Here is a 21,690-nt window from a genome sequence, read left to right as displayed (position 1 = left end):
GAGCAGCGCCTGCTCGCTCCGGGAGTGTGAGGCTGGCCCCGCGTGCCGGCCGGACGCCCGTGAACACGCTGGGCTCGCTCAGTTGGTGATGGCCGCCGAAGGGCGGCTCGTCCCCGAGGCGCGTACGTTCGCTGATCTGTTGGTGCGACACTTCCGCGGGCCGGAGTTGGTCGACGACGTCCGCATCGTTGTCGGCGAGCTGGTGGCCAATGCCGTTCTCCACAGCGGAACGGACAGCGTCACGCTGACGATCGACAGCGAGGCGTCGTGCGTTCTGGTCATGGTCACAGACTCGGGGATTTGGCAGGAGGATGCCGCAGCGGAGTGCGGGATGCCGGAGGCCGGTCGCGGTCTTGTCATCGTGGAGGCGCTTGCCACCGCCAGTGGCATCTGCAAGAGGCGCTCCGGAACCTGTGCCTGGGCCTCCCTCGCCTTTCCGGAGACCCGACAGTGATGGTGCCCGCCGTCCGCGCCAAGGAAGCCACCCTGAAGCGCATGGCAACGCCTGAGGATGAGCCGGGCGACCACCGGCGCGTCCGGGGTTGCTCCGTCCGGCCGACAGCGCGGGGCTGCGGGCAGCTTGATCAGCCAAGGCGTTGATACAAAGGGCTGTGCAACTCGGTGTATCCCTTGAGCCGCCGCCCTGGACCGCCGAAGACGGCGACCGTGTTCTGCGGACCGCGCAGGAGGCGGAGCAACTGGGCCTTGATTACGTGCTCATGTCGAGCCATATGCTGCGCAACCCGATCGGCTCCGCGCTGGACCCGTTCGTGACGCTGGCCGCTGTCGCGGGCGCCACCTCCCGAATCCGACTGGCCACCAGTGTCCTGGTCGTCCCCTATTACGACCCGGTCATGCTGGCCAACACCGCGGCCAGCCTGGACGTCCTCTCCTGCGGCCGCTTCGTGCTCGCCGCCGGAACCGGCTGGAACCCACAGGAATTCGAAGCGGTCGGGGTGCCGCTGAGCCAGCGCGGAGCGCGTACGGACGAGTACCTGCAGATCGTCAGGAAACTGTGGGGCACTGAGCCGGTCACCTACGCCGGGCGGTTCACCCAGCTGCACAAGGCCGTCGCGGGAGTACGCCCCCGCACACACGGAGGGCCCCCCGTGTGGATCGGAGGCCACAGCGAAGCTGCCCTGCGCCGCACTGTCCGATTCGCTGACGGCTGGCTCGGCCGCGGGATCGACCACGTCATTGCCGAACACGTCCGCTCCCGCCTGGCCGACCTCGGTGACCAGAGCGGCCGTGACTCCTCCACCCTGACGCTGGCCACGGTCGTCTTCCTGATTCCCCCTGGCTTCCCCACCACCCAACCTGCACCCGGACGTCTCGCGGGAGGGTCACAGCCCACACGGGACAGCATCATCGACGACCTCGCCCGGCTGCAGGAAGCCGGTGTGTCGATGTGCTCCTTGTGGATACCTCTGGACGGATCCGGGCTGCGCGAGGCGCTTCACTGGGTGGCCGAGGAACTCAAGCCGGCGCTGCCCTGAACCCCTCCGCTCGGATGCGGCTGCGACTGGTTGCAAGGTCCCCTGCCTGGTGCTGCTGTGGGAGCAGGCGCAGTGGACGCCCGGCCGCGACGGAACCGATGCAGCAGCCCTGCGCCAGGCAGCCGCAGACGGACGCAGCGGCTGCCCCCAGGCCAGGTATCCGCTTCGGGCCACCGATCGAGTACGTGATGCGAGGGAAGGATCGATCATGGCGTCTGCATCCTTGCAAGGCAAGGTCGCACTCGTGACCGGAGCGACCAGCGGCATCGGCGCCGCCGCTGCGGAAGAACTGGCCCGGCGCGGTGCGTACGTCCTGGTGGCCGGCCGTGACACCGCGCGGGGTGACGTGGTGGTGGCAGGGCTGCGGAGACAGGGTGGGAAGGCCGACTTCCTCAGCGCTGATCTGAGCGACGCGCGGACTGCACGACGGTTGGCGCGTGAGGCCCTGTCGCTGGGGGGCGACCGGGTCGACGTCCTGGTCAACAACGCGGGCATGTATCCCTTCGCGCCGACCGAGGACACGGAGGAAAACCTCTTCGACACCGTGTACGCCCTCAACGTCAAAGCGCCGTTCTACCTCGTGGCCGAACTCGCTCCCCGGATGGCTGCCCGAGGCAGCGGGGTGATCGTCAACGTGACCACGATCGCGGCCGCGCTCGGTTTCTCCGGCATGGCGTTGTACGGGTCGAGCAAGGCCGCACTCAACCTGCTCACCAAAGCCTGGGCAGCCGAATACGGGCCGCGCGGGGTGCGGGTCAACGCCGTGCAGTCCGGCCCGGCCCGGACCGAAACGACCGCCCAGGCCGAGGAGGACCTGCAGAGCCTGGCGGCTCAGGCGCCCGCGGGACGCCCTGCTTCGGCAGCAGAGATCGCGTCAGTGATCGCTTTCCTCGCCGACGACACGGCCAGCTTCGTGCAGGGCGCGGTCCTGCCCGTGGACGGCGGCCGCACCGCCGTCTGACCCCCTGCCCGATGATCCCCGCCGGGCACCGGGCCGGATCGCCGGACCGGGACATGCCGAGCGGGATCCCCTGCCGCTGATACCGAGCGGCCAGCGTCTGGTGCCTTCCACCCTCTCACCGCACGCGCCGCACCCGGGAGCGTCGAACGCCCAGAGCTGCCGATGGAGATGGCCGGCCAGGACCCGTGTGCTTGGGCGCTACACCGCAGGATGACACGGCCTTCGTGGCCTGCCAGCGCCATCGACGTGCGACTCGGACCGCTGATCGTCGGCGGCTGCGACATCATCTGTCCGGCCGGGCGTCCGGTCAGGCTCAGCCACTTTCGCGCTGGTGGGCGGCAAGGAGGAAGAGCCAGATCTCGCTCACGGTCGGGAAGCAGGCGATGGCGTGCCGGAGCCGCTTGAGCGGGACCTCGCCGACGACCGCGACGGTGGCCGAGTGCAGCAGCTCGCTGATGCCTGGACCAACGAAGGTGACTCCGAGCAGGACGTCCCGATCGAGATCGACGATCATCCGGGCGTGGCCCCGATAGCCGTCGGCATAGAGGTTGGCGCCCTGGGCGGCGTTGAAGTCGACGTCGACGACCTTGACGTGGTATCCGGCGCGGACTGCCTGTTCGGCGGTCAAACCCACGGCGCCGGCCTCGGGGTCGGTGAAGAAGACCTGGGGTACGGCGTGCTGGTCGGCGGTGGTGGCGTGGTCGCCCCAGGCGGCATCGTCCAGCGGGCGACCAGCGGCGCGGGCGCCGATGGCGTCGCCCGCGGTACGGCCCTGGTACTTGCCCTGGTGGGTGAGCAGCGCACGGTGGTTGACGTCACCGAGGGCGTACAGCCACTCGCCCTCAACCCCGTGGACCAGGCAGGTGGTGTCCACATCCAGCCATGAGCCGGGGGTGAGGCCGATGGTGTCCAGGCCGATGTCATCGGTGGCGGGGGTGCGGCCGGTGGCGAACAGGACCTCGTCGGCCTCCACCTCACTGCCGTCGTCGAGGCTGAGTGTGACGGGGCCGGTGGCGTCCGGGCGGCGAAGGGCGTTCACCTGCACACCGATCCGCACGTCCGCGCCGGCCTCGGTGAGGGCGCGTTCGATCAGCTCGCCGGCGAACGGTTCCATACGGGGCAGCAGCGCACGGCGGGCGAGGAGGGTGACCTGGGAGCCGAGGCCCTGCCAGAGGGTGGCCATCTCTACAGCAACCCCACCGCCGCCGACGATGGCGAGCCGGGCCGGCACGGTGCTGGAGTCGGTGCCGTTCCGGTTGGTCCAGGGCCGGGCCTCGTCGATGCCTGGTAGATCGGGCAGCACCGGCCGACTGCCGGTCGCGATGGCCACCGCGTGCCGGGCGGTGAGGGTGTGCGATGCGCCGTCGCCGGGTGTCACCGTCACGCGGCGGGGGCCGTCGATCCTCCCGTGGCCGCGGAAGAGGTCGGCACCGATGGACTTCACCCACCGGGCCTGGCCACTGTCGTCCCAGTCGGTGACGTAGCGGTCGCGACGGGCGAACACCCGGTCGTTGTCGAGCCTGCCGGTCACGGCCTGCCGCGCACCGTCCACGCGGGTGACGTCGGCGAGAGCGATGACCGGCCGCAGCAGTGCCTTACTGGGCACGCAGGCCCAGTAGGAACATTCGCCGCCAACCAGTTCGCGTTCCACGACGGCCACCGTGAGGCCAGCAGCGCGGGCGCGGTCTGCGACGTTCTGGCCGACCGGACCGGCTCCCAGCACGATCACGTCGTAGGTGCCGTCTTCCTGGGACTCGGATAGTGCAGTCATCGCTGCCTCGCTTCGTCATGATGTGTACTGGTCCGGCCGGTGTTCATCAGGTGTTCTTCACGTCACGGACGCATCACTGTCGGTGATGCCGACGGTGACGGGGTAGGCGCGCTGAGAGGAGCACCTTCTGCCTTGCACGGCGTTCTTCCCAACAGAACACCGGTGCTGGATTCCTCGCAGCTTTTGCCGGTCGGCTGACCGAGTCCTGCCGCCGACGGTCGTGAGCCGACCATCCCCTCTGTTCCGAGGGTGGCCTGCCCGGGCCAACAGGTGGGGCGTGCGGGTCGCTGTCGGCAGGACAGGGCTGCGACCCGCACGGCAGGGGCGTCAGGCCGACTGATGCGGCGTGACGAGAGGAAACTCGTTGTCCGTTTCGGCGACGATGTTGAAGTAATTGGTCAGGATGTTCAGGGCGAGGTTGCCTACGACTTCGGCGATTTCGGCGTCGGTGACGCCGGCGGACCGGGCCGACTTCAGCACGGTTTCGTCTACCGTGCCGCGGCCACGGGCGATGGCGTCGGAGAGAGCAAGCAGCGCTGCTGTGTGCGGGTCGGCGGACTCGGCGTGGCGAGCGCGCCCTATTTCGTCGCTGTCGATCTTGGCGACGTTCTTGCCCAGGAAGGTATGGGCGGACAGGCAGTAAGCGCAGCGGTTGTACTCCGCGGTGGCCAGTGCCAGTCGCTCTCGGACAGCGGCAGGAAGCACACCGCCAACCAGAGCATCCGACAGACTCATCCAGCCCTTGAGCAGGGCCGGACTGTTCGCCATCGCCTTCGCCATGTTCGGCACGGAGCCGACGCTCTTCTTGAGTTCGCCGAGCAGGGTGGCGGCTTCGCCGGTGGCCTCGGCGGGGTTGATCTGGGGCAGCGCTGACATAGCGGCTTCTCCTGGTGATTCAATCGATCTAATGGATAACTGATGACTTACCCATTAGGACTATGGCGCGCCACCTGCTCGATGTCAAATGGTTGCCGAGCGAGCTACCCGTTAGGCGGGTGGTAAGGTCGAAAGCATGACGGAAGGGACAGCGATCACAAGCGCGGCGCTACTGGGAGAACCTCTGCCCATCGAGCTCATGAACACCGTGACACTCGACCGCGGCCGGACGCGCGACGCCCTCGTCGACGACACCGGCTCCACTGCCTGGCTGCGCGCAGTCGCCAACCGCCTCGGCCCGTTGAGCGACCTTCAGGCGGACCAGACCGACGAACACACGGTGCGCCCGGTCGCCGGGGAGCTGCGTGCACTGCGCGACGTGCTGCGACAGCTGGCAGCCGAGATGACCAACGATCCGCGTCCGCCGGCCACCGTGCCCGGGCCGACGCGCCATGAGGCCATCGCCAAGCTCAACGCCCTTGCTCAGGCCTGGCCCGAGCTCGTCTGGCCCACGGGCGGGCAGCCCTCACATACCTACCGTGGCTCGGGGAATGCGCACCTCGCCGTACAGTTCATAGCCCACCAGGCAGTCGAGCTTCTCACCGGACCAGACCGGGAGCGCCTGCGCCCCTGCCTCGCCCCCAACTGCCTGCTCTACTTCTTCAAGAACCACCCACGCCGCGAGTGGTGCTCCCCAGCATGCGGTAACCGCGTCCGCGTCGCCCGCCACTACCAGCGCCACCACACCGCGTAAGTGACGCACAGACAAGCCGTCGCTCTGACCACCCGGCCCCCATACGCCGAGCCCGCCAAAGAGCGAAGAACGCTCCACCGCCCCGAAGCCATGCTCATGGCATCCTGCCGCGGCCGCTGCCAGGCAACCCGGGAGGGACCGGCACAACGATTTCTCGTCCGTTGAGCCGGGTCCCTTCCATGCTGGTTTCAGCGTTTCGGCCGTCAGGCTCAGACGGCGACGCGACCGCCGTCGACGGGGACGACCGCACCATGCACGAAGCTCGCCGCGTCGCTCGCCAGGAACGCGATCACGGAGGCGATCTCCTCAGGACTCGCCGGGCGGCCCGCGGGGGCCTGGGCAGCAAGACCACTCAAGTCGTCGCCCATTCCGGCCGTTCCCTCAGTGCGCGTCGGCCCGACCCCGACGGCATTGACCCGCACACCCCGCGGACCGTACTCGGCCGCCCACGACTTGGTCAGCAGGTTCACGGCAGCCTTGCTCGACCCGTACAGGGCCATGCCCGCCATGCCGAAGTCGGCCACCATCGTGCTCACGTTGATGATGGAGCCACGGCCGCGCTCCGCCATGCCCGGCGCGAGCTCGGCCACGAGGTAGTACGGGGCCTTCACGTTCAGCGCGTACACCGCGTCGAACTGCTCCTCGGCGGTGTCAGCGGTGGGCCCGAAGGGGTAGATGCCGGCGTTGTTGACCAGGACGTCGACCGCGCCACCGATGTCGGTCGCGCGCCGCGCCAGGTCGCGGGCCGCGTCGGCCGTCGTGAGGTCGGCGGCCAGGAAGTCGGCCTTGCCTCCCCTGGCTCGGATGCTCGCGGCTACGGACTCGCCACGTGACGCATCCCGCCCAGCGACCAGCACATGCGCTCCACGCTCGGCGAGCAGGCCTGCGGTCGTTGCGCCGATGCCGCTGGTGGCTCCGGTAACCAGTGCGACGCTGCCGGCGAGGTAGGAAGAATTCACGGTAAGCACTCCATCGAATAGTTGGTTGCCGCGCAATAACGTACGCCCCTTTTCAGGATGCGCGTTCAACCTCTCTCCCATGGCGTCATGAATTCAGACCACTCGACCGGTACGTCGAGGACGGCACTCAGCCCATTACGAGCATCATCCACGCAGGTCAGAGGCGTGACACCCATCTTATTCCCCGTACCGAGGGAATCTGCTATCTAGTCTGTTAATGGCGGCGGCCGTTTATTCCTATGACAGCGCCGCGATATTGTTTCCGGCGACGTGGACGGCGAAGAGCGAACCAGATCCTGCGACCGGCGCCCTAGGGACGATCCTGCGACAGGGGCGCAGGAATGACACTGAGCGCACCGGCGGGATGTCCCCGAGGCCGCCGCCATGATGGTGCGTACGCAGCCGAGCACCGCGCATCGCCGGTCGGCCGCTACCGACAGGGCTCGGGCGCCGGCCAGGCGGAACGGCGCCTACATGGCCCCGCCCTGAGTCAGATGTCCGCCGCTGGGAGTCCCGTGATGAAGCCGGCCAGATCGCGGCGCCGGGAATGGGTCGGCCAGGCGGCCCAGGTGCGGCGCACCAAGGGATGCTTGTGCAGGGGCTTCCAGACAACGCCCTCGGGCAGGGGCTGGGACCAATGGGGCGGGGCCAGGGCGAAAGCCTTCTCTGTGCTGACCGCCGCCAGTTTGACCTCGGCGATCAACGACTGGTTCTCCGGTGCCTCCGGGCCCAGGTCGAGGCCGAAGCTACGCAGGACTGAGGTGACTTCGTCGTACCATGCCGGGCTGCCGGAGCGGGGGAAGCTCACCCACTCCAGGCCCCGCAGGGTCTCCAGGCGCACGCCCTCGTCGTCCGCCAACTCGGCAGCGACGCTCGCGGCCAGCAGCACGCCCAGCTTCTCCGTGACGACCAGCATGGCGTCGAGGTCGGGGTCCACAGGACGTTCCCTAAGCAGGCCGATGTCGAGGTCGCCGGCGCGCAGCGCCTCCAGTTGTGCCGCGGACGACAGATGGCGGGCCTGCACGCGCGTGTCAGGACATGTGGCCGCCACCTGCTCCATCGCCGGCCGGAGCAGATCCGACGGCAGTTCCAGCGGAATGCCGACCCTCAGCAGCCCGCATCCCGGACTCATCAGGCTTGCCATGGTCCGCAGCGCCTGGTCATGTCGGGCGATCACTGCGCGAGCCTCGGCCAGAAGGGTCTCTCCCTCCTCGGTCGGACGGACACCGGTGTTGGTGCGGATCAGCAGCCTCAGTCCCAGTTGCCTCTCCAGGCCGCTCACCGTCTGCGACAGCGCTGACTGGCTCACGTGCAGTCGGCGTGCGGCGGCAGACATACCGCGCTCCTCGACGACAGCGACGAAGGCGCGAAGTTCCCGCAGTTCCATCCCTCCATACCAGCACACGGCGTGGACCTGGTCATCCGCCTGCCAGAAGCCAGACCGATGGCCCCGTCCGCCCGGGGTGATGGCTGCGACCGGGGTCATGGAGCGTATGCGTCGCGCTGCACCTCGAAGAGTTCAGAGGGCCCGCAACCGCCTTTGGGCGCGATCAACGCCGCGGAGCTTGGCGCTGCTGAGATGTGGCGACGACCGGCTCGACGTCGCCTTCACGTCTTGGTACTCGAGCCGTAGATCGTGATCTTGCTGATGGGGAGAGGGGCGTCAGCCAAGGACGGCCGCTATTCCAACCACGGCCCGTCGCGCATGATCCCTCTGCCGCGTAGTTCCCCTTCGCCGCGCCACACGCGCACACAGTTTGGCGCCACGCACATACAGAAAGGAACCCGCCTCCGCGCGCGGGTCCCACCCGAACTTGGCGGCGAACGCCTCCGCCGCATGTCCGGGCAGATCCTGGTCCAAAGCGCTCCGCCTCGCCCTGGAGAAGCACCACGCCGAAGTTGTCCGGCAGCGCCAGGCGCACGCGCGGCTCCCCGCCGACGTTCCGCGCATTTGCGGAAGCCGGGGGTGACCGGTGCACATCCACACTGCTCGCCTGTCCCTCAAGAACCACAGCGGCACCTGGTGCGGCCCTTGATCGGGACGTGCTGCCGACACCCATACATCCCACTCGGTAACGAGCCGTTCGGGTGTCGCGCCTACGCTCCGCCGCCTGGCGGCGAACAATCCCCGTGGTCTGCATGAGTGTCGACCTCAGCCAGCAGGCTCCAAGCGCGCATGAGGCCAGGGACCTGCTCCCGGCGGCCCACGAACCCCTCAGCCTCTGCCTCGTGGACGGCCAAATAGGGTGCTCTTGTCGGCGGTAATGGCCGGCGTGGCTCGTGCCTGGCGGCGGCGTCACCAGACAAACCAGCGGCGCCGTTTGGCCGCGTCATCCACGGGCCGGACGACAAGCTTCGTGAATTGAACAGGCGCTGGATCTCGTGCCCGTGCATCACACATGAAGATCACCATCTACGGCTGGAGCATCAAAAGCCCGGGAACAAGGGGCCACCTGCCGCGTCGACACCAGCCGGGCCCCCGGCACGTACTGACCCTGCTCCCGCAGGAAGGCGATGGCCTGTGCGCAGGCCATCGGGGGGTAGTACTCGATCTCGGTCGGGCCCAAGCACCTGCCGGAGGCTGAGCCGCTTGTTTTGGTTCGGTGACCGGCGTCACAACGAGCTCCTGTCAGCAATCGGGGCGCCATCTCGTTCAAAGGGCACGCGAACGAGACAGGAGCATCGCCATGAAGCACCGCATCGTGGTACTCGGCGCCGGATACGCCGGGGCCTTCGCCGCCGGAAACCTGGGCCGCCGGCTCTCTCCGGCCGACACCGAGATCACCGTCGTCAACGCCGTGCCCGACTTCGTTGAGCGGATGCGGCTCCACCAGCTCGCAATCGGCCAGGACCTCACGTTCCGGAAGCTCACCGACGTATTCGCGGGCACCAGGGTGTGCCTGCGCCTGGCGCGCGTCACCGGCCTCGACCCCGAGCGCCGGACCGTCGCCGTGACCGGCGAGGACGGCGACGGCGAGCTCATGTACGACACGCTTCTCTACGCGCTCGGCAGCTCCGTAGCCCACCATGGCGTCCCGGGCGTGGCCGAGTACGCCTTTGACGTGACCGGCCTGTCCTCGGCGCTGCGTCTACGCGAGCGCCTGGCCGGACTGGGCGAGGGCGGCGCCGTGCTGGTCGTCGGTGAGGGGCTGACCGGCATCGAGACCGCTACCGAGTTCGCCGAGTCCCGGCCTGACCTCTCGGTCGCGCTCGCCGCCCGCGGCGAGCTGGGAACCTGGCTCTCCCCGAAGGCCCGCCGTCACCTGCACCAGGCTTTCGACCGGCTCGGCATCACCGTCCACGAGCACACCGACATCGAAGCCGTCGAGCCGACACAGGCGATCGCCGCCGACGGCACGTCCATCCCGGCCGACGTGACCGTGTGGGCCGCCGGGTTCGCCGTGGACCCCATCGCGGCCGGCAGCGGCCTGGAGGTCGCCGAGACCGGCCAGATCGTCGTCGACGGCAGCATGCGCTCCGTCTCACATCCGGACGTCTACGCCGCCGGTGACTGCGCCTACGCGATCGGCGAGAACGGTCGGCCGCTGCCGATGTCCTGCGCCTCGGCCGGCGTCACCAACATACAGGCGACCGCCGCGATCATCGCGCGCCTGACGGGCAGCAAGGTCCCGACTACCGGGCTGAAGTATTACGGCAATCACATCAGCCTCGGGCGGCGGGACGCGATCTTCCAGATGGTGGACGGGAACGTCCGGGCGAAGTCCTGGTACCTGGGCGGCCGGATCGCCGCGCGGCTCAAGTCGGGCGTACTCAAGGGGGCCGGGTGGGGCATCGCCCACCCGACCTTCGGCATGCCCAAGCGCAGGCACCGCCTGGCCGCCTCGCCTGACCGGGGTGGTGTGAGGGTTGCCGCATAGGCTGCTCCGCATGGACAGCGCAGCCATCGATCGGTTCGAGGCCAGCCGGGGCCGGCTGGCCTCGCTCGCGTACCGTCTGCTCGGCTCGGCCGCCGACGCCGAGGACGCCGTGCAGGACATGTTCCTGCGCTGGCAGGCCGCAGACCGGGAACGTATCGAGGTGCCGGAAGCGTGGCTGACCAAGGTGACCACCAATCTCTGCGTCGACCGGCTCCGATCAACGCAGGCGCGCCACGAGCGAGCGGCCGGTGTATGGCTGCCCGAGCCGCTCCTTGAGGGCGACCCGATGCTCGGTCCGGCCGAAACCTTCGAGCAGTGCGAATCGGTGTCCTTGGCCGTACTGATCCTCATGGAGCGCCTCTCGCCGGTCGAGCGGGCCGCTTACGTCCTGCGCGAGGCCTTCTCGTACCCCCACGCCGAGATCGCCGGGATCCTCGACATCACCGAGTCCGCGAGCCAACAGCATGTCCACCGGGCCCGGCGCCGGGTCACCGCCGAGCGCCGCGGCGGCGACGAGGTGGACCCCGCGTCCGCGCGCCGGATCGTCGAGGAGTTCCTCGCCGCCGCCACGTCGGGGCGCACCGAACGGCTGGTGGCGATGCTCACCGCCGACGCGACCGCAATTTCGGACGGCTACGGACTGGCCAGGCGGCTGCTGCGGTACAACACCCGCGAGCGCATCGCCGCCTACGTGCGGGCCGGCTTCAAGCCCACTCCCGCGAAGCGGCGGCTGGCCGGCGGCTCCCCCGCGTTCCACATCGCGCTGGTCAACGGCTCCCCAGCCGTCCTCGCCGTGGTCGACGACCGGGTCGTGGGTGCCGTGGCGTTCGAAGTCACCGACGGCAAGGTCGCGTCCCTGCACGGCATCGCCGCCGCGGACCGGCTCGCGCGCCTCAACGAGGCCTGGCGGCAGCACGAACCCGACGCGCCGGTCATCACCGCATGGTGACCAGAGCCACCGGAATCCAGTGACCTGAGTCGGAGCGAGGACGGCACCCCTTCGGCCCCCGCGCTGCACAGCAGCACGGGGGCCGAAGCACGTCGGTGTCCCGAGTCAGACTCGGCCATGAGATTCGGATTCCCGATGGCCAACTACGAATCGTCGCGGAGGGCTGACCAGGGCGGATCCAAGGGGCCCTGGCCAAGGCCAGGACGGCCACCTTATACAGCCAGGCGTCCGGGACTTGCTGACGCTCCTGGAGACGGCCGGTGACCTTAACAGCCCCTTGTCCCGGGCCGCCGTCGACCAGTCCCGCCCTATACCCGCGCTCCTTCCATGCGGTTTCACCGAGGCTCTCGGACAGACGCTCATGGTGTGGCTGCGGTGGGCGCCGGGCAACGATGGCCACCGCCAGAGGCAGAACACACCCGACGGCCGGGTGGAGCCCGCTTGATACGTGGCGTGGGTGTGCGCGGTGTCCAAGGCGGCCGGCCTGGACGCGCGCTGGGTCCACCCGCCCGGGAAGGCAGACCATCAGCCGGGCGAGGTCCTCATGGAAATCCACCAGCAGGAACGGCTGCGGGGCACGGCACTGCCGGGGGGCCTGACGATGACGCCGGGCTGGACGCTGCAGATGCGCCTCTCCGAGCTGGAGCGCTACCCGCTTGAGCTACTGCGGCCGGGCTCGTGGGTTGCCGGCATCGAACACGTCCTCGCCGCGCGGCAGGCTGGGCAGCCGTGGCCGCCTACCGGGAACGGGGTCGTCGCGAAGCTCCTGAGCAAACCGCCGTCCGACGTCCGGAAACGGCCGCGATCGCCCCGTCGGCGCGGAAGCTCCGGACAACGGTGATCCGGGAGTCGGCCCCCTGCCGACCGGGCGCCCGTCCGGCAGTGGCGACACGCCTCCCGCGACTCTGCCTCCGAAACAGCTAAGGCGGCCATTTCGTGCTATCTGATCATATCGCCATCAAAAGGCAGCTGAACAAGGGGCCTTGACTTAACGGCAGGTGACGCCGAAGCTATGAGCCGCCATTTAAACCGGTTCAAGTACTGGTCGACCTTCGCCACCCGTGGCCGGCGTCGTCCGGCATGCCCAAGGAGTTCACACATGGCCCGTCGTCCCACGATCGCGGATGTGGCGAAGTTGGCCGGGGTGTCCCGTGCGACGGTTTCCTTCGTCCTCAACAACCGCCCGGGTGTGGCGCTCACCACTCAGCAGCGCGTCCGGGCGGCTGCTGAGGAACTGGGATGGACTCCGAGCCGCAGCGCTCGTGCGCTGTCCACGGGACGGGCACGTGCCGTCGGTCTCGTACTGACCCGGGAACCGGAGCTGATCGGCACCGATCCGTTCTACCCGGCGTTCATGGCGGGCATCGAGGCGGTGATCTCCGAGACCGGCGACGGTCTGATGCTGCAGATGAGCCGCCCCGGCGAGGAAGTGGAGACGTATCGCAGGCTGGCGGCCGACCGGAGGGTCGACGGCGTCTTCCTCACCGACCTGCGCGTGGACGACCAGCGCCCGGCCCTGGTGGCGGAGCTCGGTCTGCCCGCGGTCGCCGTGGGCGCGGTGGAGGGAGGTTCCGACTTCCCCTCGGTGAACCTCGACGACCGTCCCGCGGTCCGCCACGCCGTGCACCACCTGGTCGAACTGGGACACCGGGACATCGCCTACGTGGCCGGTCCCGAGGAGTTCGTCCACGCACGGCGCCGCCGTCAGGCCTGGGCGGACGCCCTCGCCGAGGCGGGCCTGCCTCCGGGCACGTCGCTGCCCGGAGGCTTCACGGCCGAGGGAGGGGCCCAGGCGACCCGCGCGCTGCTGTCCCAGACCAGTCCCCCCACCGCCGTCGTGTACGCCAACGACCTCTCGGCTACGGCCGGTATGGCAGTGGCCCAGGACGCCGGGTTGCGGTTGCCCGACGACCTGTCGGTGGTCGGCTTCGACGACGTCCCTCTCGCCTCCTGGACCAGCCCCACTCTGACGACCTGCCGCGCCAATCCGACCTCCTGGGGCCGGGCCGCCGCGCAGGCACTGGTGGAGGTGATAGAGCACGGCACCACCGCCGACGTGGAGCTCGATCCGGCGACGCTGGTGATCCGCGGCTCGACCGGCCCCGCCCCCGCCCGTGCGGCCCTCGACCACCAGTGACGGTGGCACCCGGACCCTCCCCTCCTCAAGTCCTCAAGGACGGCGCCGGCGACAGCGCAGCAAGGTCGCACCCGCCGACTGACAACACCCAGCAAGAAACGGAACCTCCAATGAAGAAGGCCCTCCTCGCCCTGCTGCCGGTAGCGGCTCTGACACTGACCGCGTGCGGCAGTGGCTCCGGATCGGATACGGGCAACGCCTCGAACGACGCCCACGGCCCGATCACGGTCTGGTACTCCAACAACGCGCAGGAAGTGGCGTGGGGCAAGAGCATGGTGGCGGCCTGGAACGCCGCCCATCCCAAGGAGAAGGTGACCGCGCAGGAGATTCCCGCGGGCAAGAGTTCCGAGGAGGTCATCGGCGCGGCGATCACCGCCGGCAACGCGCCCTGCCTCGTCCTCAACACAGCTCCGGCAGCCGTGCCCGGTTTCCAGAAGCAGGGCGGTCTGGTCCCGCTGGACGACTTCCCCGATGCCAAGAAGTACCTGGAGTCGCGGGTCGGTGACCGGCTGTCCCAGTACGCCTCCCCGGACGGCAAGTACTACCAGATGCCGTGGAAGAGCAACCCGGTCATGATCTTCTACAACAAGGAGCTCTTCAAGAAGGCCGGACTGGACGCCGAGCACCCGAAGCTCGCCAGCTACCAGGACTTCCTCGACACCTCGCGCAAGCTGGTGAAGAGCAGCGGGGCCAAGGCCGCCATCTGGCCGGCGCCGACGTCGGAGTTCTACCAGTCCTGGTTCGACTTCTACCCGCTGTTCACCTCGCAGACCGGCAAGCAGCTGGTCGAGAACGGCAAGGCGCAGTTCGCCTCGCCCGACGGCGTCAAGGCCGCAGAACTGTGGAAGACCATGTACGCCGAGGGCCTGGCCCCCAAGGAGCAGTTCAACGGCGACGCATTCGGTGAGGGCAAGTCCGCGATGGCCATCGTCGGTCCCTGGGCGGTCGCCGTCTACGGCGACAAGCTCAAGTGGGGCGCCGTTCCGGTCCCGACGGCCGACGGCACGTCCAGCAAGGGCACCTTCAGCGACGAGAAGTCCATCGGCATGTACACCTCCTGCAAGAACCGGGGGACGGCCTGGGACGTCATGAAGTTCGCCACCAGCAAGGAGCAGGACGGCAAGCTTCTCGAGGCGACCGGTCAGATGCCGATGCGGGCGAACCTGACCGCCGCCTACCCGTCGTACTTCGCGTCGCACCCGGCCTACAGCACCTTCGCGCAGCAGGCCGACCACACCATCGAGTCCCCGAACGTGCCGAACTCGGTCGACATCTGGCAGACCTTCCGCGACGCCTACACCAAGGCAGTCATCTTCGGCAAGGGCGACCTCGCCGGCACCTTGAAGGAGGCCGCGGGCAAGGTCGACAAGCTGGCAGAGAGCCAGTGACCTCCGGCCATGTCCTCTGCACAGACTGAGACCCACGGTTCCGGGAGCAGCGCTCCCGGGGCCCGTGGCCGAACAGCGCAGCGGCCGCGGTCCTGGGTGCTGCGGATCGGTGGACGTCAGCCCATCGGCACGCTGTTCGTCACTCCGTACCTGGTCTACCTTGCCGCGATCTTCGTGTATCCGCTCGGCTTCGCCGTGTGGATCTCGTTCCACGACTACTTCTTCACCGCACCCGGCGCGACCGTCGACCGGCCTTTCGTGGGACTGGAGAACTACACCAATGTCCTCACCGACCCCGAAGTGTGGCGCTCCTTCGGCAACATCGCCGTCTTCCTGGTCATCAACGTCCCGCTGACGGTGGTGGGTTCGCTGGTGCTCGCCAGTGCCCTCAACAAGAAGCTGCCCTTCCGGTCGTTCTTCCGGACCGCGTACTACATTCCCTACGTCACCGCCAGCGTCGCCGTCGTAGGTGTGTGGATCTTCCTGTTCAACACCAATGGGCTGGTGAACAAGGCACTCGGACCGCTGGCACCGGACCCCTCGTGGCTGGTGAACTCGCACCTGGCGATGCCGACCATCGCGGTCTTCGTCGCCTGGAAGCAACTGGGCTTCTTCATCGTGCTGTACCTGTCGGCGCTGCAGAACGTGCCCAACGAGTTGTACGAGTCGGCCGCGCTGGACGGAGCGGGCAAGTTCCGTGTGTTCTGGTCGATCACGCTTCCCGCGGTACGCCCCGCCACCCTCCTGGTGCTGGTGCTGGCCACGGTGACCGGGGCCAACCTGTTCACCGAGCCCTACCTGCTCACCAGTGGCGGCGGGCCCGACGGCGCGACCACCTCGCCGGTGCTGCTCATGTATCAGCGCGGTCTCCAGCAGGGGCATCCCGACGAGGCCTCCGCCATCGGCGTGATCCTGGTCGTGCTCATCTGCGCCATCTCGCTGGTCTACCGCCGCTTCCTGGAGAAGGACTGAGATGAACGCCGCTCTCACAGCCTCGTCCGACAGGAAGCGCCGACGCAGGGCGGACTCCGCGACGGGATCGCCCCTACGGACGGTCTGGTCGAGGATCGTGCTCCTCATCGGAGCGTTCGCCTTCCTCTTCCCCTTCTACTACATGATCATCGGCTCCTTGCAGACGGAGCCCGACTCGAGCCCGGCCGGAGCGTTCCCCAACCCGGGAAACCTCACGCTGCGCAACTACAGCGACATCAACTCGGCCATCTCGCTGGGTCGATCGCTGATCAACTCGGGTATCTTCACCGGTGGTGTGATCATCTGCACCACGGTGTTCGGGCTGCTCGCGGGGTACGCTCTGGCCCGCCTGCACTTCCGCGGCCGCGGCACCACGTTCGCGATGGTGCTGCTGGTCCAGGTCGTACCGTTCCAGCTGCTGATCATCCCGCTGTATGTGCTGATCGTCCGCGACTACGGTCTGGCGGACTCCTACCTGGGCGTCATCCTGCCGTTCGCGATCAACACCAGCGCCGTCTTCATCTTCCGACAGTTCTTCCTGCAGCTGCCGGCCGCGATGTTCGAAGCGGCCCGCATAGACGGCGCCTCGGAGCTGCGGATCCTCTTCCGTATCGCCGTGCCCCTGTGCAAGCCGGCGCTTGTCTCGGTGGTGCTGCTGAGCTTCACCGGGCCGTGGAACGAGTTCCTGTGGCCGTTCCTGGTCACCAAGCAGCACGACATGCAGCCCCTGGCCGTCTCCCTGGCCAACTACATCAGCACCGTGTCCTCGGCCGCCGCCAACCCGTTCGGCACCATCCTCGCCGGGGCGTGTGTGCTGGCGGCTCCCGCGGTCGGGCTCTACATCGCCTTCCAGAGCCGCTTCTCCTCCACTGACATCGATTCCGCCACGAAGGGCTGAACCCGTGACCCACCGCACCACCGACCCTGTCCCCTACCGTCTGACCCGGGTCGGCGTCGTCATGTCCCCGCTTCCCGGAGAGGCGAACGAGGTCGAGGGTGTGCTCAACCCCGCCTCCGGCCGCACCCCGGACGGCAAGCTCCACCTGCTGCCTCGCCTGGTCGCCGAGGGCAACGTCTCCCGCGTTGGACTCGCCGAGGTGACCGTCGAGAACGGCGTGCCCACCGGGGTCGAGCGCCGCGGCGTGGTCCTCGCCCCCGACGAGGGCTGGGAGCGTGGCAAGAACAACGCCGGCGTGGAAGACCCCCGTACGACATGGGTCGAGGACCTGGGGCGGTACGTGCTGTCCTACGTGGCCTACGGCCCGCTCGGCCCCAAGCCGGCCCTCGCCGTCTCCGAGGACCTGGTGAACTGGGAGCGCCTCGGGCCGATCCAGTTCGAGTACCAGCCCGACCTGGACACCGACCTCAACCTCTTCCCCAACAAGGACGTCGTGCACTTCCCCGAGCCCGTCCCGGGCCCGGACGGTGAGATGTACTTCGCCATGCTGCACCGCCCGATGTGGGACCTGGGCTGGTTCCGCCCCGGCGAGGGCGTTCACCTGCCCGCGGGTGTGACCGACGAGCGCCCCGGCATCTGGATCTCCTACGTCCCGGTCGAGGAGGTGAAGCAGGACATCCGCGCGCTGGCCAGGCCGCGTCACCACCGCCTGGTCGCGCTGTCCGAGTACCCCTGGGAAGCCCTCAAGATCGGTGCCGGCCCGGCTCCCGTCCGGGTCGAGGAGGGCTGGCTGCTCATCCACCACGGTGTCTCCGGCACCCTCGAGGACCCGTTCGCCCAAGCGCAGACGGTTCACTACGCGGCCGGCGCGATGATCCTCGACCCCGCCGACCCGGCCCGGGTCCTGGCCCGCACCACCGAGCCGCTGATGGCACCGGAGACCGATGAGGAGCGCTCCGGCACCGTTCCGAACGTGGTCTTCCCCACGGCGATCGAGGAAATCGACGGCGTGCGCTACGTGTTCTACGGCATGGCCGACGCCCACATCGGCGTGGCCCGCCTGGACCGGGCCGAGTGAACGCCGTACCCGAGGCGGGTTTCGGGCTGGCCCTGATCGGCTGCGGCGGATTCGGCGCGTACGTGCTGGAGGCGGTGCGCGACATCCCCGGACTGCGGGTCGTCGCGTGCGCCGACGCCGACCGTGACCGGGCCGCCGCGCTCGCCGCACGGCACGGCGCGACCGTCTGCACGAGCGTCGAGGAGGCGATCGCGCTGCCGGGCGTCGACGTGGTGGCCCTGGCCACCCCGCCGGCCGCCCACGCGGAGGGGGCCTTGACGGCCCTGCGCGCCGGCAAGCACGTCTTCTGCGAGAAGCCGGTCGCGGTCACCCTCGAGGACGCCGCGCGCGTCAAGGAGGAGGCCGACCGCTCGTCCGGCCTGGTCGTCGTCGACCACGTGCTGCGCTACAACCCGATCCTGCGGCTGCTCCAGCGGCTCGGCGCGGAGGGGCTTCTCGACCCGCTGCGGCGGTTCGCCTTCGAGAACGACGCCTCCGACGAGGACCTCGGCCCGGATCACTGGTTCTGGGACCCCGCGCGCAGCGGCGGCATCCACATCGAGCACGGTGTGCACTTCTTCGACGCGGCGAGCGCCCTCATGGGCAGCGACCCGGTCGAGGTCCAGGGCACCGCGGTGCGGCGGGACGGCGGGCCGGTGGACATCGTGGTGGCCACCGCCACCCACCCCGGTGGGGCCGTGGCCACGCACACGCACTCCTTCACCCACGCGCACCGCGCCGAACGGCAGTTGATGCGCCTGGACCACGGCTTCGCCGAAGCCCGGGTCACCGGCTGGATCCCCACCTTCGCGACGGTCACCGCCTGGACCGATGAGGCGGGCGCCGCCCGCTGGGAGGGGCTGCCCGAGCGAGCCGGCGACCTCCTCGCGGTCCCGGGGCTGCGCCCGCACGGGCAGGAGCGGATCACCGTGTCGGTGACGCGCGACGTCGGCTCGGACAGCCCGGCCTCGGGCCGCGGCGTCCGCCGTGTCGTCCCGCACCGGGTGGACTGCGTGATCGACCTGGGCGGCGAGGCGCGCAAGCCGCACATCTACGGCGAGAGCGTACGGGCCGCCATGACCGACCTGCTGCACTGCGCGGCGCTCGGGGGCACCCCGGTGGCGGACGCCCGTGCCGGGCTGGCCGCCGTCGCGGTGGCCGAGGCGGCGACCCGGTCGGCGCAGACGGGCCGCACCCTGCCCGTGGTCATCCCCTCGCTCGCGGCCGGGGGAGGAAGCCGATGACCACGCTGCGGCTCCCGGACGCCGACGGCGCCCTCCCGGGGCCGGCCGTCGCCGTGCCCGGGGCGGAAGGGGCCGGCGGACCTGACCCCGCCGGCCCCTGGTGGCGGGACGCCGTCTGCTACGAGATCCACCCGCGTTCGTTCGCCGACAGCAACGGTGACGGCATCGGGGACCTGCCCGGTGTCACGGCCCGGCTCGGTCATCTGCGCAGGCTCGGTGTCGACGCGCTCTGGATCACGCCGTTCTACCCCTCCCCGCTGGCGGACGGCGGCTACGACATAGCCGACCACACCGGGGTGGCCTCCGATCTGGGCACCCCGGCCGACTTCGACGCCCTGGTGGAGCAGGCCCACGGACTGGGCATCAAGGTTCTGGTGGACCTGGTCCCCAACCACACCTCCGACCAGCACCCCTGGTTCCGTGAAGCGGTCGCCGCCGAGCCCGGCTCGCGCGCCAGGGAGCGCTACGTCTTCCGGCCGGGACGCGGCGAGGACGGCGAACTGCCGCCCAACGACTGGCAGTCCGCGTTCGGCGGCCCGGCCTGGACCCGAGTCGACGGCCCGGACGGCCGCCCCGGCGAGTGGTACCTGCATCTGCACGCGCCGGAACAGCCGGACCTGAACTGGCGCGATGCCGAGGTCGTCGCCGACTTCGAGCGGATCTTGAAGCACTGGCTTGACCGCGGTGTCGACGGCTTCCGCGTCGACGTCGCCCACACCCTGTTCAAGGCGGAGGGCCTGCCCGACGCCGGCCCCGGACAGCACCAGGACATCCATCGCAACCACCTGATGCCCTACTACGACCAGGAGGAACTGCACCCGCTGTTCCGCGACTGGCGCGTCCTGCTGGACACCCACCCGGCGCCGGCCGGCGCGGTGGACCCGGGAGAACGGGTGATGGTGGCCGAGGCGGGCGTCTTCGACCGCGAGCGGCTGGCCCGGTACGTCAGTCCCGGCGAGATGCAGCAGGCCTTCAACTTCGCCTTTCTGGAATGCGCTTGGGACGGGGCGGCGATGCGGCAGGTGGTCGAGCAGTCCGTGGCCGGCATGCAGACGGTCGGCGCCCCGGTCACCTGGGTGCTCTCCAGTCACGACGCGGTCCGTCCGGTCACCCGTTACGGCGGCGGCCCGGTCGGTGAGCGACGTGCCCGGGCCGCGGCGCTGCTGATGCTGGCGCTGCCGGGTGCGGCGTACGTCTACCAAGGCGAGGAGCTCGGGCTGCCGCAGGCCGAACTCCCCGACGACCGGCTGCGCGACCCGCTGTGGGAACGCTCCGGCCACCGGGAGCGCGGACGGGACGGCTGCCGGGTGCCCCTGCCCTGGGAGGGCGAGAGAGCCCCCTACAGCTTCAGCACCGCGGCCCCGCAGGATTGCTGGTTCCCCCAGCCCGCCGACTGGGCCGGGCTTTCCGCACGGGCACAGGAGGGCGACGACTCCTCCATGCTCGCACTGTACCGGACGGCGCTGCGGCTGCGGCGCGCCCACCCCGCGTCGCATGCGACGCTGAAGCTGGACGGTCCGGACAGCGGCGAGTGGTTCGGCTTCGAGCGCGGTTCGGGGCTGCGGTGCCTGGTCAACTTCGGTACCCGGCCGCTGCGGCTGGACGACGACGCCGAGGTGCTGCTGTCCAGCGCGCCCCTGCACGGCAGGGCCGTTCCGCAGGACACGGCCGTCTGGATCATCCACAAGGAGCAAGACCAGTGAGCGACAGGCCACGTACCGACCTCTCCGGCCTGGTGAAGGCCTACGACGTCCGTGGTACGGTGCCGGACCAGCTCGACGAGGGCCTCGCCCGGCTGTTCGGCGCGGCCTTCGCCGAAGTGACGGGCGCGGAAGCGATCGTCGTCGGGCATGACATGCGCCCGAGCTCCCCGAGCCTGTCACGTGCCTTCGCCGAGGGTGCCGCGCAGCGCGGTGCCGACGTGACCGAGATCGGCCTGTGCTCCACCGACGGGTTGTACTTCGCCAGCGGAACGCTGCAGCGACCGGGCGCGATGTTCACCCCAAGCCACAACCCGGCGCAGTACAACGGAATCAAGATGTGCCGCGCGGGTGCGGCCCCGGTGGGCCATGACACCGGGCTGCGGGAGGTCCGGGGGCTCGTGGAGCGCTGGGCCGCGGGCGGGCCGCTTCCGGCGGCCCGGCGCGCACCCGGGACCATCACCCGACGCGACATAGCTCCTGGCAAGCCTGTGCGGCGTCGAGGACAACGTGCTGGCGCGGGCGTTGCCGTCCTGGGAACAGGAGGACGCCAAGCTGCCCGCCGAAGAGGACGCAGTGCCGGCGGCGGCGTGGCGGATCGGCGGCGCGGTCGCCGGGCCGGTGGCATTCGGCTGCCGCCTGTGCACGGC

At 69.5% G+C, this 21,690-nt stretch carries 18 protein-coding genes and 2 pseudogenes; 15 read left to right on the top strand and 5 right to left on the bottom strand.

The features are described from left to right. The first annotated feature begins 88 nt into the window (after window positions 1-88). The 3 genes from ACIRC0_RS35955 (at window position 89) to ACIRC0_RS35945 (ending at window position 2,457) form a co-directional block, all read left to right on the top strand. Window positions 89-454 (top strand): ATP-binding protein, encoded by a 366-nt coding sequence (locus ACIRC0_RS35955; RefSeq protein ID WP_403625289.1) that lies wholly within the window; start codon window positions 89-91, stop codon window positions 452-454. 157 nt (window positions 455-611) lie between these two features. Next, complete coding sequence (locus tag ACIRC0_RS35950; RefSeq protein WP_403625171.1) at window positions 612-1,496, top strand: TIGR03619 family F420-dependent LLM class oxidoreductase; 885 nt, start codon at window positions 612-614, stop codon at window positions 1,494-1,496. 208 nt (window positions 1,497-1,704) lie between these two features. Continuing rightward, window positions 1,705-2,457, top strand: a complete 753-nt coding sequence (locus tag ACIRC0_RS35945) for an SDR family NAD(P)-dependent oxidoreductase (RefSeq protein ID WP_403625168.1) — start codon at window positions 1,705-1,707, stop codon at window positions 2,455-2,457. 313 nt (window positions 2,458-2,770) lie between these two features. Here ACIRC0_RS35945 and ACIRC0_RS35940 read toward each other — a convergent pair whose 3' ends face one another. Further along, window positions 2,771-4,228 (bottom strand): dihydrolipoyl dehydrogenase family protein, encoded by a 1,458-nt coding sequence (locus ACIRC0_RS35940; protein ID WP_403625165.1) that lies wholly within the window; start codon window positions 4,226-4,228, stop codon window positions 2,771-2,773. A 327-nt stretch (window positions 4,229-4,555) separates the two neighbouring features. Beyond that, window positions 4,556-5,104 carry a carboxymuconolactone decarboxylase family protein gene (locus ACIRC0_RS35935; RefSeq protein WP_403625163.1) on the bottom strand — a complete coding sequence of 183 codons (549 nt, stop codon included), beginning with the start codon at window positions 5,102-5,104 and terminating at the stop codon, window positions 4,556-4,558. A 136-nt stretch (window positions 5,105-5,240) separates the two neighbouring features. Here ACIRC0_RS35935 and ACIRC0_RS35930 point away from each other — a divergent pair, with 136 nt between their 5' ends. Beyond that, on the top strand, window positions 5,241-5,858 hold the full coding sequence (locus ACIRC0_RS35930) for a CGNR zinc finger domain-containing protein (RefSeq protein ID WP_403625160.1): 618 nt from the start codon (window positions 5,241-5,243) through the stop codon (window positions 5,856-5,858). Window positions 5,859-6,067: 209 nt separating this feature from the next. On the opposite strand, the gene ACIRC0_RS35925 is transcribed toward ACIRC0_RS35930, so the two are convergent. The 3 genes and pseudogenes from ACIRC0_RS35925 to ACIRC0_RS35915 form a co-directional block, all read right to left on the bottom strand. Continuing rightward, complete coding sequence (locus ACIRC0_RS35925) at window positions 6,068-6,817, bottom strand: SDR family NAD(P)-dependent oxidoreductase (RefSeq protein ID WP_403625157.1); 750 nt, start codon at window positions 6,815-6,817, stop codon at window positions 6,068-6,070. A 490-nt stretch (window positions 6,818-7,307) separates the two neighbouring features. After that, the gene (locus ACIRC0_RS35920; protein ID WP_403625155.1) at window positions 7,308-8,204 is read right to left on the bottom strand and encodes a LysR substrate-binding domain-containing protein; all 897 of its coding nucleotides are present in this window, start codon (window positions 8,202-8,204) and stop codon (window positions 7,308-7,310) included. Window positions 8,205-8,497: 293 nt separating this feature from the next. Continuing rightward, window positions 8,498-8,958: pseudogene (locus ACIRC0_RS35915) on the bottom strand (pyridoxamine 5'-phosphate oxidase). Window positions 8,959-9,504: 546 nt separating this feature from the next. Here ACIRC0_RS35915 and ACIRC0_RS35910 point away from each other — a divergent pair. The 11 genes and pseudogenes from ACIRC0_RS35910 to manB all read left to right on the top strand — a co-directional run. Then, a complete protein-coding gene (locus ACIRC0_RS35910; RefSeq protein ID WP_403625152.1) occupies window positions 9,505-10,695 on the top strand; it encodes an NAD(P)/FAD-dependent oxidoreductase in 1,191 nt (396 codons plus the stop codon). Between the two features lie 10 nt (window positions 10,696-10,705). Beyond that, on the top strand, window positions 10,706-11,644 hold the full coding sequence (locus tag ACIRC0_RS35905; protein WP_403625149.1) for a sigma-70 family RNA polymerase sigma factor: 939 nt from the start codon (window positions 10,706-10,708) through the stop codon (window positions 11,642-11,644). Window positions 11,645-12,110: 466 nt separating this feature from the next. Then, window positions 12,111-12,485, top strand: a complete 375-nt coding sequence (locus ACIRC0_RS35900; protein WP_403625146.1) for a hypothetical protein — start codon at window positions 12,111-12,113, stop codon at window positions 12,483-12,485. A 258-nt stretch (window positions 12,486-12,743) separates the two neighbouring features. Further along, window positions 12,744-13,781 (top strand): LacI family DNA-binding transcriptional regulator, encoded by a 1,038-nt coding sequence (locus tag ACIRC0_RS35895; protein WP_403625143.1) that lies wholly within the window; start codon window positions 12,744-12,746, stop codon window positions 13,779-13,781. 110 nt (window positions 13,782-13,891) lie between these two features. Beyond that, entirely contained in the window at window positions 13,892-15,169 is a 1,278-nt protein-coding gene (locus ACIRC0_RS35890) for an extracellular solute-binding protein (RefSeq protein ID WP_403625140.1), read from the top strand. 9 nt (window positions 15,170-15,178) lie between these two features. Then, complete coding sequence (locus ACIRC0_RS35885) at window positions 15,179-16,141, top strand: carbohydrate ABC transporter permease (protein WP_403625137.1); 963 nt, start codon at window positions 15,179-15,181, stop codon at window positions 16,139-16,141. Between the two features lie 97 nt (window positions 16,142-16,238). Beyond that, window positions 16,239-17,039, top strand: coding sequence for a carbohydrate ABC transporter permease (locus ACIRC0_RS35880; protein WP_403625134.1), 801 nt, complete (start codon window positions 16,239-16,241; stop codon window positions 17,037-17,039). A gap of 61 nt (window positions 17,040-17,100) precedes the next feature. Then, entirely contained in the window at window positions 17,101-18,117 is a 1,017-nt protein-coding gene (locus tag ACIRC0_RS35875; RefSeq protein ID WP_403625286.1) for a glycosidase, read from the top strand. Then, a complete protein-coding gene (locus tag ACIRC0_RS35870) occupies window positions 18,114-19,340 on the top strand; it encodes a Gfo/Idh/MocA family protein (protein ID WP_403625131.1) in 1,227 nt (408 codons plus the stop codon). The genes ACIRC0_RS35875 and ACIRC0_RS35870 overlap by 4 nt, the downstream gene beginning before the upstream one ends. Further along, a complete protein-coding gene (locus tag ACIRC0_RS35865; protein ID WP_403625128.1) occupies window positions 19,337-21,043 on the top strand; it encodes an alpha-amylase family glycosyl hydrolase in 1,707 nt (568 codons plus the stop codon). Before ACIRC0_RS35870 ends, ACIRC0_RS35865 begins: the two co-directional genes overlap by 4 nt. Beyond that, window positions 21,040-21,516 (top strand): annotated as a pseudogene (gene manB, locus ACIRC0_RS35860) (phosphomannomutase/phosphoglucomutase); the annotation flags it as partial. The gene ACIRC0_RS35865 and the pseudogene manB, both read left to right, overlap by 4 nt. Window positions 21,517-21,690 lie beyond the last annotated feature (174 nt).

It is taken from the genome of Streptomyces sp. NPDC093984, assembly GCF_044764595.1.
Taxonomy (GTDB): Bacteria; Actinomycetota; Actinomycetes; order Streptomycetales; family Streptomycetaceae; genus Streptomyces; species Streptomyces cynarae.
The sequence above is the reverse complement of the archived record's forward strand: the minus strand, read 5'-3'. Positions and strand labels throughout refer to the sequence as shown.